Here is an 11876-nt window from a genome sequence, read left to right as displayed (position 1 = left end):
AACTAAATTATAGTATATATAAAGTAAAAGACAATAATATATCATAAGGGACATGGTATAATTGAAAGGCAAGTAAAGAATAGAGGTCAATATGAAAGTAGAAAACTTAAAAATAATAGATATAACAGAAGAAGGAAATGGAGTAGCTAAAAAGGATAATTTAGTTTATTTTGCAGAAGATACAGTAATAGATGAAATAGTAGACATAGAAGTTTTAGAAAAGAAGAAAAATTTTATTATTGGAAAAAGAATTAGAACTGTTGAAAAAAGTTCTTATAGAATAAATTCTAAATGTGAATATGCAAAAGTTTGCACAGGTTGTACAATGCAAGAAACAGATTATTCAAAGGAATTAGAACTTAAGAAAAATTTAGTTAAAAATCAAATATCTAGAATAGGTAATTTTAATGTAGATAATACAAATATTATAGGTTTAGAAAATCCTTGTAACTTTAGAAATAAAATTGAATTAAAAGTAGATTCAAAATGTAATTTAGGCTATTATTATAAAAAATCTCATAAATTAATATCCATAGACAAATGTATAGTAGCAAGTATTGCTATTAATAAGGTAATGAAAAAAATTTCAAATTTAGTAAAAAAATACAATATAGAAGGTTATGAGCATAAAACAAATAAAGGAATAATAAAAAATATAACCATAAGAAGTAATTATTTAAATGAAATTCAATTAACATTAACAGTAGCAAAAGAGAATTTTTCAAATAAAAAGGAATTATTTGAAGAATTAGAACAAATAGAAGAAATAATAGAATTATATTATTCAGTAAATAAAAAGAAAAATAACGAGTTTATGGGAGAAGAGGTAAATTTAATATATTCTAAAAAAGAATTTATAGATATGATTGGAGATTATAAATTTAAAATTTCTCCAAAATCTTTTTTTCAAGTAAACAGTAAAAATACAAAGAAATTATATGATATAGCACTAAAACAAATGGATCTAAAAGGAACAGAAAAACTACTAGATTTATATTGTGGAATAGGAACAACAACTATATATTTTGGAAATAAAACAAAAGAAGCAATAGGTGTAGAAATAGTAAAGGATGCAGTAAAAGATGCAAACTATAATAAAGAATTAAATAATATAAAAAATGTTAAATTTATTCATGGTAAAAGTGAAAATGAAATAGAAAAATTATTAAAAGATGATATAGATATAGTGGTTGTAGATCCACCAAGAAAGGGATTAGATAGAAATTTGATAGAAATATTAGGTAAATCTAAAATAAATAAAATAGAATATATATCATGTAATCCTGGAACATTTTCAAGAGATTTGAAATATTTGAAAGAGTATGAATTTGAAATTAAAGAAATAGAATTATGCGATATGTTTCCTAATACAATGCATGTGGAGTGTGTTGCATTGATTGAAAGGAAATAATATTAAAGTACTGAAGATACAGGTTTACAAAGAATAGTAATGTTTAATAGCAAACCTGATAATCTTTTTGTAAGGAGTTTTCAAATTGATCTTATAAAATATAGATAAAAAATGCTAGAGTATTTGGAAATATATCAAAATGTGAAAATAATTACTTTTATAAAATTGTAGTGAATAATTATCAAAATGTAGGTAAGATTAGTTATATTAGTTTTAATTTCAAAATCTATACTTATATGCAAGAATTAGCATATTACAGTAGTTGATAAATATAAAAAGCAATGGTACGATACTAAATGATATAAAAGTAATAGTAATACGAAAGAGGTGGTTATGATAATAGAAGCAGAAAAAATAAGAGAACAGCTAATAAGATATACTGTTTATAGTTTTTTTAGTAATAATAATCTAGATCATACAAGTTTTAAAATGTTAAATTTAAACAAAGAAAACGAGTTATTGACATTAGAAATGAAATGTGAGATAGACTTGAAAATAAAAGATATGAAATTATATGATTTAATAGATGAATTAGAGAGGATCACTTTTCATTTAAATGAGAGTGTAGGGACTGTATATACAAAAAAGTATATATCTGATTTTATTGTAAATATTTTAGAAGAATTTAATGAAGATACAAAAATAATAGATCCTGGATGCGGAGGAGGGGTTTTTTTAGTTTCAGCGGCTGAGATAATTAACAAAAAAACAGGTTTATCTTTTGTGGATATTGTAAATAATAATATTTTTGGAATAGATATAGATATAAATTGTATTAATATTACAAATATTGTATTGGAAATTTTATGCTTAATGAATGGTGAAAACACAGAGCTTTTAAAAACAAACTTACTATTAGCAGACTCATTAAAAATAAACTGGATTCAAGAATTTGGAGTTGAAGGATTTGACTATATAATTGGGAATCCTCCATATTACAACATTCATGATATGAAGGATTGTGAAATTGATTTTTTAAAGACCAATTATATAACTTGTAATAAAGGAGTTTTCAATATTTTTTACGCATTTATTGAAAATGCATTTAATTATTTAAGGAATAGAAAAAGTAAAATTTCATTTATAATTCCAAATAATATTTTTACTATTTCTTCTGCCCAAATATTAAGAAAGTATTTAACAGAAAAAAAATCTATTGAACATGTTATAGACTTTACAGACAACATGCTATTTAAACCAGTTAGAACGTATAATTGTATTATTAAATTAGGAAATACAATTAAATCAAATTTTTTATATACTAAATTAGAAAAAAATAAAGAAATTGAAAAAATACTAGAAAACAAATTAGAATTAGAGAAAAGAACAATTAAAATTAGTATCAATAATTTGGATTCTCATTCATGGAAATTAGTAGATACTACTATTAGAAATAATTTAGATTTGATTGAAGGGCAGCAGTATAGTTTAAAACCTTATATAAGAACTGGAATAGCAACATTAAGAGATAATGTATATATGGTAGATAAAGATTTTGATGGGTACTATAAAATAGTTGGAGAAAAAAGATATAATATTGAAAGTGGCTTAATAAGAAAAATATATAAAGTACCAGAATTAAAAAAAGTAAACAGCTTAGAAGAAGCAGAGAGATATATAATATTTCCTTATAAATTTGAAAAAGGTGTATTGCAAATTATTGAAGAGGAAGAATTTATTTCTAAATATCCTTTTACATATGAATATTTATTAGCTCAAAAAAATATATTGGATGGAAGGGATAAAGGAAAGAGAAATTCAGTTAAGTGGTATGCTTATGGAAGAACACAAGGTTTGAAAAATTCTGGGAAAAAACTTTTATTTCCAACATTCTCAAATGTTCCAAAATTCAAGTATGATAATAATGATAGTACATTATTTTGTAATGGATATGCTATATATGAAAACAATGAGTTTGAGTTAGAAATCATGCAAAAAATATTAAATTCAAGTGTTATGGATTATTATATTAAAAATACTAGTTACCCGATAGAAGGAGGCTATTTTTGTTATCAAAAAAAATATATCCAAAATTTTACGATTCCTTTTTTATCAGAAGCAGAAGTAAATAAAATTAAAGAACTAACAGGAAAAGAGTTAGATGAATATATACAAAGTATTTATTCAATTAATTTGTAAGCTTTAAATCTATTAAATCAAATTCATGTATGATAAACTATCTATATAATATAAATATAGGTGGTGGAAAATGCAATTTATAGATTCGCAATTGGTAAAATTTAAAACTTTACTTGAAAAATCAATCATGGAAGGTGGAACTAAGGGAAAAACTAGTGCAATCAGATCATCTACCCTTATTAACTTGATACACGATGCTGTTAAAGAACAGTTAATTAAACATAAGGTTGATCCAGATTTAGTTTATCCTAGACTATATGAGACTAAACCAGAAATTAAAGTTGCTGGATTTTTGAAACAAAAAAATCAAGATATAACAGTATTACCTAGAAATCATGAAAAGAAACCAGTTAAAATAGATTGGGGTCCATTAAATTTTGAAGGTATTACTGATGAGTACGGAATGGAATATTCCTCAAATATGCTTATAATTAATGTCAGAAGTCAGATGAGTAGTGTAGCTAAAAATTCAGATACACTATTTGAAAGAACATTTGCTGAATCACTTAATCTACACTTGAGATATCCTAAAGTAGTATTAGGTGAGGTTTATTTAATACCTACCCATGAATATGATGAAGAACTAATCAAAGAAAATAGAATTGGATTTAAAAAAGAAAGAATAAATCTTGAAAAGTATATTTCCTTTTTCACAGCAATGAATAATAGAACATTAAGTGATGGATCCAATGAAAAATATAGATATGAAAGAGTAGCTTTGTTAATAGTTGATTTTAATAAAGAGGTTCCCAAGTTATATTCGTCAACTGAAGAATTAAAAAAAGATAATCTATTAAAAAAAGATTTTGATCTTGAATATTCAGAATTGAATTTTGAAAATTTTTCAAAAGATATTTTAAGTATATATGGTGAACGTTATAAATTAGAAAATATTAGTTTGATAGAAAGTAGTTATTAATAATAAAAATTTGTTAAAAAAGATATCTTATAGTGTTTAAAACATCTATTGTAAAATACTAATAAGATATCTTTTTAACTAGTATTAATATTTATATTTTCAAATTTTTAATATTAGTGGAGTAGGAAAGTATAAAATATAAATAAAATTTTAAAAGTTATTAGATATAATTGGAGGGATGAATCATATGAGTATATCGATAAAAGATTATATTGAGAAATATTTATTTGATCAAATAAGTGGCAAAATAGTTGAATATACACAAAATAATAAAGAATATTTGGAAACATTATCTTATAAGATGGAAAATTTTGACGATTCAGAAGTTATGAACATAATTATAAAAAATATACATATTGATGCATCATATGATAGTGACTCTTTAATTTATATTATATCTGAAGTTGAAATAGCATTAACACAATATGGAAGGCAGGGCGATGATTTTGATATTATCTATCCATGGATTATTGTAAAATGTATAGGATCTGTTAGAAATAGATTTAAAGATTTTTCCATACTAGATATTAATCAATATAATTTGGAGCCAAAATTAAAAAATCCGTTATCAGAGACATTAATACCATATATGAAAAAAGACAACCTTGATAATATTGCGACCGATTTCTTAGAAAAATTTTATCCTGAAGTATTAGATCAAGAGAATATCGTTCCAGTAAATCCAGTTGTTTTAGCTGATAGATTAGGATTAGAAATAGAAGAACATGAGATAAGTGATGATAACTCTGTATTTGGATCTATAATATTTGAGCCATGTACTATTGAAACATTTATTGATGGAGAAATTAATAAAATATTTTTCGAAGAAGGGACTATAATAGTAGATCCTAATATCTTCTTTTTAAGAAATATAGGAAGTGTAAACAATACTATTATTCATGAATGTGTGCATTGGAGGTTTCATAAAAAAGGTTTTGAATTAGAGAGACTCTATAATTCAGATTTAAATATGATTTCATGCAAAGTAACAGGAGAAGTTGGAGATAAAGATCAAGAAAGCTTAAAGTGGATGGAGTGGCAAGCTAATTCACTTGCTCCTAGAATACAGATGCCTATAACCACATTTAAAATAAAGTGTTCAGAATATATAAGGAAGAATTTAACTATATCTAACTCAGACAATTTAATAGATGTTATAGAAGATGTAATTAGTGATTTATCGGAATTTTTTGGCGTATCTAAACAGTCAGCAAAAATAAGAATGATAGATACGGGTTTTGAAGAAGCAAAGGGAGCTTTTATATATTTAAATGGGAGATATATAGAACCACACTATGATTCAAACTATAAATTGAAAGAAAATGAAACTTATTCATTAGACACAATAGACTTGGCAATTGAGTATATTAAAAATCCAAGTTTAAAAGAATTGATAGATAGTGGTGTATATGCTTATATTGATGCCCATGTGATTTTAGATGATCCTAAGTATGTTCAAAAAAACTTTTTTGGACAATATGAACTTACAAATTATGCAAAATCAAATATGAATGAGTGTTGTTTAGTTTTTGAAATAGAAGTTTTACATACTTCGTCCAAACTTGGAAGATTTTATACAGAATGTTATTTATGTAGAGTAATTGATCAAGAATTTAGTTTTCAAGTTAATTTTAATTCTAAAGAAGGGGAGAATGAAAATTCACAACAAGCCCTAGCTAATTATGTAAGTCAAACAACAAAACTTTTAAGAAACATGCCATCTGCATTTGGACCAGCATTGGAATTTTTAATTAAAGAAAGTAATATGACATTAGAGAAAATAGCAGAAAAATCTTATTGCGATGAAAAGACAATACGTAGATATAAAAAAGAGGAAGCAAACCCATCAATAAGAACTTTAATAGCAATATGTATAGCTTTAGAACTTCCACCTACAGTGAGTAAGAGATTAATAGACATATCACCATGTAAAATTCCTGAAACAATGGATGAAGGGCAGACGCTTTCTTTGATATTAAACATATGTAAAACAGTGGATGAAGCAAATAAATTATTAGAATCACTTAATTTAGATCCTCTTTCAAAAAACTTTTAAAAATATTTTTTTAAATTCGGACATTTCATGTCCGTTTTTTTTTTATATCTGAATTTAGAGATAACTCTATGATAGTAAATTATAAATTACTGTTATAGGGTTATTTTTATGCATGTTTTCGGACATTTCATGTCCGGGACTAATTACATAATACAACATAGAATATAGCTATAAATAGGAATTTCAAAAAGAAATAGTAAAAATATATGGAAATTCTATTTATATAGTAGATGTACAAATAAATAATATTTCAGCCTGAAGTGTACATTAAGGCAAAGGATATTTATACGGATTTCTAACTTAAGAAAAAAGTTAGGAAGTTCTGTATCGATAGCCTTATCTTAGTGTACCCTCTTTGGCTATATCTAGGTCTGGTGTATCGAAATCCAGACCTATTTTTATTCTTTGCCTTGATGTCACCTGGCTAGTTCAGGAGGACAAAAAATGGAAAAGAGATATTTAGAAATTCAAGGCAAAGAAGTGGAAGTAAGTGAAGAAGTGTACAAGGCATACATGCAACCTGTCTGGAAAGAAAAAAAGCGAATACAACGTGCATATAAAAACTTAGAGGAACTGGGAGAAAAAGAAACAATCAAATTATCAAAATCAAAAAATAATGAATATGTTCAAGTTGCAAGCATAGAAGATGGGTTTACAAATAATAAACCTTTAGGACTTCCTTTATCTTTAGAAAGAGCAGAGGAAGAAGCGGGATTTGAGATTGTTTCAAAGATAAATATTGAAGAGGTAGCTATGTTTAATCTTTTAAAAGAAGCATTATATGAAGTTCTTTCTGAATTTCAGGAGAGAGACCAAAAAATTATGGAACTACTTCTTATATATGAAATGAAAGAAAGAGAAGTTGCAAAAGAAGTAAGGTGCTCTCAGAAGACAGTGAACAATGTAAAGAATAAGCTATTACCAATAATTCAAGAAAAAATGGAGGACTGGAGAGATTAGTCTCCAGTTCTTTACTCAAAATAGAAATGAAAGTCCTAAGAGATATGAAGGAAGAAACTTCTCTTAAATGAATTACTCAAAAAGAGATTGGATGTCCTAAGAATTATGAAAGGAGGACTTTTTAAATGACAGATAAGTCAAAAGTTGAAATGGCTCAAAGTTTGATGGCAATATCTATTGTCTCAAGAAAACTAGCAAGACAAATTATGGAAAAAAGTGAAAAGGAGGATGAATATGTCAAAGGAAAAACTGTTAAAAGAAATCAAAAAAGATGCAGAAAGTCTTATAAGTAGTATAAATGAGCTACTTATTGAAATTGATAAACAACAAGGAGTTACACCTGAGATAGACGGTCAAATTTCAATAGAAGAACATTTAAAACAAAAATCAATCACTCTTGAAGATGTAAGAAGAGTATTAGCTGATAAATCTAGAGCAGGCTATACAGAAAAAATAAGAGAACTGCTTCAAAAATATGGGGCGAAGAAATTATCACAAATAGATGAAAAACATTTCTCAGCTTTATTAAAAGATGCGGAGGACCTTAGATGAGTCATGCAATATTATCAGCATCTGCAAGTTATAGATGGATAAACTGTCCACCAAGCGTAAGACTTTCAGAAGAATTTACTGAAAAGACTAGTGAATATGCGTTAGAAGGAACCAACGCACATCAGTTATGTGAAAACAAATTAAAAAGAGTATTAGGAATGGATACTAAGGAATCAATTCATGATTTAGACTTTTACAATGATGAGATGGAAGAATGCGCCGAAGGTTATGTAAATTATGTATTTGAAATAATTTCTAAGTATGAAAAGCCATTAGTCCTAATAGAAGAAAGACTTGATTTATCTAAATTTGCTAAAGATTCTTTTGGAACAGCAGATTGTATCATTCTTGGAGATAGAGAACTTCATATTATTGATTATAAACATGGCCAAGGAATTTTAGTAGATGCAGAAAACAATAGTCAATTGATGCTTTATTCTTTAGGAGCACTAAATTTATTTGACGATATTTATGATATTGAAACAGTGACAATGCATATCTATCAACCTAGAAGAGAGAACATTTCAGTATTTACAAGAACTCCAATAGAGCTATATAAATGGGCCAAAGAAGTTATAAAACCTAAGGCAGAATTGGCATACAAAGGTGAAGGGGAATATAAAAGTGGTGAGTGGTGTAGGTTCTGCAAGGCAAAAAATACTTGTAGGAAAAGAGTAGAAGTAGCTCTTGAAATTGCAAAAGAAGAATTTAAATTTCCACCTCTACTTTCAGATTCTGAAATAGAGGAGATATTGGAAATACTAGATCAAATTGATTCATGGAGTAAGGATATTAAAGACTATGCTCTAGGAAAAGCACTAGAAGGTAAGAAGTGGAAAAACTATAAATTAGTTGAAGGTAGAAGTAATAGAAAATATGTAAATGAAGAAAAAGTAGCTGACATTGTAATAAAAGAAGGGTTAAATCCTTATGAAGAAAAACTATTAGGTATTACAGCGATGACTAAGTTACTTGGAAAAGAAAGGTTTAATGAATTATTATCTGATCTTTTAGAAAAGCCTAAGGGAAAACCGACATTGGTATCTAGATCAGATAAGAGAGAAGAAATAGAAACAGTAAAAGAAGAATTTTATGACCTAACCCAACGAACGATAGTGGGTTGTAGGTAGGTCAGATGTCACGAAGTCCAAATCTTTGATTTGGCTAAAGAAACTGACGAAAGCAAAATATATGGAGGTAAATTAATATGACAAATTTAACAAAAGTAGTAACTGGAACAGTGAGATTAAGCTATGCAAATGTTTGGGAGCCTAAGAGTATCAATGGAAGTAAAGAAAAATATTCAGTGTCAATTATTATTCCAAAGTCAGATACAAAAACTATTGAAAAGATTGAAAAAGCAATTGATGCAGCAATTGAGGATGGCATTGGAAAATTTGGTGGCAAAAAGCCAAATAAGAAAGCATTGAAACTTCCATTAAGGGATGGAGATATTGAGAAGGATGATGAAGCCTATCAAGATGCATATTTTATTAATGCTAATTCTATGACTGCACCACAAATAGTTGATGCAAGTGTTGAGCCGATTCTCGATAGATCGGAAGTATACAGCGGTGTTTATGCAAGAGTATCCATTAACTTTTATGCATTTAATGTAAATGGTAATAAAGGAATCGCTTGTGGACTTGGTAATATTCAGAAGATAAAAGATGGAGAACCTTTAGGAGCTAGAACGAATGCATCTGAAGATTTTGAATCTTTTAACGATGATGACTTTTTATCATAGGAGGTAACTATATGCAAATACTAGATTGGTTTATTGTCATATTTATAGGAATATTATTAGCAAATTTTGTAATTAAAAATGCCGTTGATGCCTATGTCTATGTAAAGAAAAAGTTGAAAGAAAACAAATGAAGAAATTAATGATAGATATTGAGACTTTTGCATCAAAGGACTTAACAAAATGTGGAGTATATAAATATGCTGAGAGTAGGGACTTTGAAGTCCTTCTCTTTTCCTATTCCATTGATGATAGTGAAGTCGAGGTCATTGATTTAGCACAGGGAGAGAAGATTCCTAAAGAAATAATGAATGCCCTTAAAGATGAAAATATAGAAAAATGGGCCTTTAATGCAAATTTTGAAAGAGTATGTTTATCAAAGTTTTTAGGTGAAAGTTTAAGTACAGAATCTTGGTATTGCACTATGGTTTGGTCAGCTTATTTAGGACTACCACTATCACTTGAAAAAGTAGGGAAAGTATTAAATCTAGATAAACAAAAGATGAATGAAGGAAAAGCTCTAATTAGATATTTCTCCATGCCTTGTAAACCAACTAAAGAAAATTATATGAGAACAAGAAACTTACCTAAAGATGATTTGGGAAAATGGAAAACCTTCAAAGAATATAACAAAAGAGATGTGGAAACAGAACTTAAAATCCATGAAAGGTTGTCTCATTTTTCAATGCCAAAGTTTGAATGGGACAATTATCATATCGACCAAAACATAAATGACAGAGGAATAAAGATAGATGAAGTGTTAGTTGAAAATGCTATAAAACTTGACGAAGACTTATATCAAGAAAATATGAAAAGAGCAATAGAACTAACTGGACTTGAGAATCCAAATTCACCACTTCAACTTAAAAAATGGTTAAACGATAAAGGTTTAGAAATAAAGTCTCTTGCTAAAAAAGATGTAGAATTGGCGCTTGAAACAGCTAAAGGAGATATAAAAGAAGTATTAGAACTTAGACAAGAACTATCCAAATCAAGTGTAAAGAAATATATATCCATGAAAAATGTAAAAGGTAAAGATAAAAGAGAAAGAGGACTTATTCAGTTTTATGGAGCGAATCGTACAGGACGTTATTCTGGAAGATTAATTCAAGTGCAAAATTTAAGGAGAAATAATCTAAAAGACTTAGAGCTTGCTCGCTCATTAGTTAGAAATGGTGAATTTGAAACCTTGAAACTACTATATGAAAGTCCTTCAGATATTTTATCACAGTTAATTCGTACTGCCTTTATTCCAAAAAATGGATGTAGATTTATAGTATCGGATTTCTCTGCTATTGAAGCTAGGGTACTTTCATGGCTTGCTGGAGAAGAGTGGAGAATGGATGCTTTTGCAAGAGGTGAAGACATCTATTGTCAGTCGGCTAGTCAAATGTTCGGTGTACCAGTAGTAAAACATGGTATTAATGGTGAACTTAGGCAGAAAGGTAAAATTGCAGAGCTTGCTTGTGGATATAATGGATCAGTTGGGGCATTAAAGGCTATGGGTGCCATAGAGATGGGTTTAAATGAAGAAGAATTACAAGACATTGTTGATTCCTGGCGAAGTGCAAATCCTAATATTGTAAAACTATGGTGGGATATAGATACAGTAATAAAAAGAGTGATAAAAAGTCGCTCTAAAGAAAAGTTTAATAAACTAGTTTTTTCTTATGAGAAAGGAATTCTCTTTATAAGACTACCAAGTGGAAGAAACCTTTCCTATGTAAAGCCAAGAATTGGAGTTAACCGTTTTGCTGGAGAGTCTATAACTTATGAAGGAACAATAGTTGGAAATAAATGGGGGCGAATTGAATCCTATGGAGGTAAATTTGTAGAAAATATTGTTCAAGGAGTATCAAGAGATATATTAGCAGAAGCGATGCTAAGACTAGAAAATAAAGGCTTTCATATTGTAATGCATGTTCATGATGAAGTTGTCATTGAAATAGAAGAAAACAAATCAAGTATAGAAGAAGTAAATCAAGTAATGAGAGTAGTGCCAGATTGGGCAGATGGTCTTGTTCTTGATGCAGATGGATTTGAATGTAAATTTTATCAAAAGGATTAAGTTCTTATTCTATAGAGAAGGAGGATA

The 11876-nt window shown here is 27.8% G+C and carries 10 protein-coding genes; all 10 read left to right on the top strand.

What is annotated here, in order from left to right; all coding sequences use genetic code 11:
* The first annotated feature begins 91 nt into the window (after positions 1-91).
* The 10 genes from rlmD (at position 92) to CS899_RS04700 (ending at position 11849) form a co-directional block, all read left to right on the top strand.
* Positions 92-1411 carry a 23S rRNA (uracil(1939)-C(5))-methyltransferase RlmD gene (rlmD, locus tag CS899_RS04740; RefSeq protein WP_100065023.1) on the top strand — a complete coding sequence of 440 codons (1320 nt, stop codon included), beginning with the start codon at positions 92-94 and terminating at the stop codon, positions 1409-1411.
* A gap of 333 nt (positions 1412-1744) precedes the next feature.
* A complete protein-coding gene (locus CS899_RS04735; RefSeq protein ID WP_100065022.1) occupies positions 1745-3550 on the top strand; it encodes an Eco57I restriction-modification methylase domain-containing protein in 1806 nt (601 codons plus the stop codon).
* A gap of 70 nt (positions 3551-3620) precedes the next feature.
* The gene (locus tag CS899_RS04730; protein WP_100065020.1) at positions 3621-4469 is read left to right on the top strand and encodes a restriction endonuclease; all 849 of its coding nucleotides are present in this window, start codon (positions 3621-3623) and stop codon (positions 4467-4469) included.
* A 187-nt stretch (positions 4470-4656) separates the two neighbouring features.
* Entirely contained in the window at positions 4657-6525 is a 1869-nt protein-coding gene (locus CS899_RS04725; RefSeq protein ID WP_100065018.1) for a helix-turn-helix domain-containing protein, read from the top strand.
* Positions 6526-6969: 444 nt separating this feature from the next.
* A complete protein-coding gene (locus tag CS899_RS04720; RefSeq protein WP_100065015.1) occupies positions 6970-7485 on the top strand; it encodes a sigma-70 RNA polymerase sigma factor region 4 domain-containing protein in 516 nt (171 codons plus the stop codon).
* Positions 7486-7610: 125 nt separating this feature from the next.
* Entirely contained in the window at positions 7611-7778 is a 168-nt protein-coding gene (locus CS899_RS10815; RefSeq protein ID WP_164995851.1) for a hypothetical protein, read from the top strand.
* Positions 7720-8037, top strand: coding sequence for a hypothetical protein (locus CS899_RS04715; protein WP_100065013.1), 318 nt, complete (start codon positions 7720-7722; stop codon positions 8035-8037). Before CS899_RS10815 ends, CS899_RS04715 begins: the two co-directional genes overlap by 59 nt.
* Entirely contained in the window at positions 8034-9167 is a 1134-nt protein-coding gene (locus CS899_RS04710) for a DUF2800 domain-containing protein (RefSeq protein WP_100065011.1), read from the top strand. Before CS899_RS04715 ends, CS899_RS04710 begins: the two co-directional genes overlap by 4 nt.
* Positions 9168-9244: 77 nt before the next feature.
* Positions 9245-9784 (top strand): DUF2815 family protein, encoded by a 540-nt coding sequence (locus CS899_RS04705; protein ID WP_100065009.1) that lies wholly within the window; start codon positions 9245-9247, stop codon positions 9782-9784.
* A 127-nt stretch (positions 9785-9911) separates the two neighbouring features.
* Entirely contained in the window at positions 9912-11849 is a 1938-nt protein-coding gene (locus tag CS899_RS04700) for a DNA polymerase (RefSeq protein WP_100065007.1), read from the top strand.
* Positions 11850-11876: the final 27 nt, after the last annotated feature.

The sequence above is a fragment of the Miniphocaeibacter massiliensis genome (assembly GCF_900232905.1).
GTDB classification, from domain to species: Bacteria; Bacillota; Clostridia; order Tissierellales; family Peptoniphilaceae; genus Miniphocaeibacter; species Miniphocaeibacter massiliensis.
This window is presented reverse-complemented; position numbering and strand designations above follow the sequence as displayed.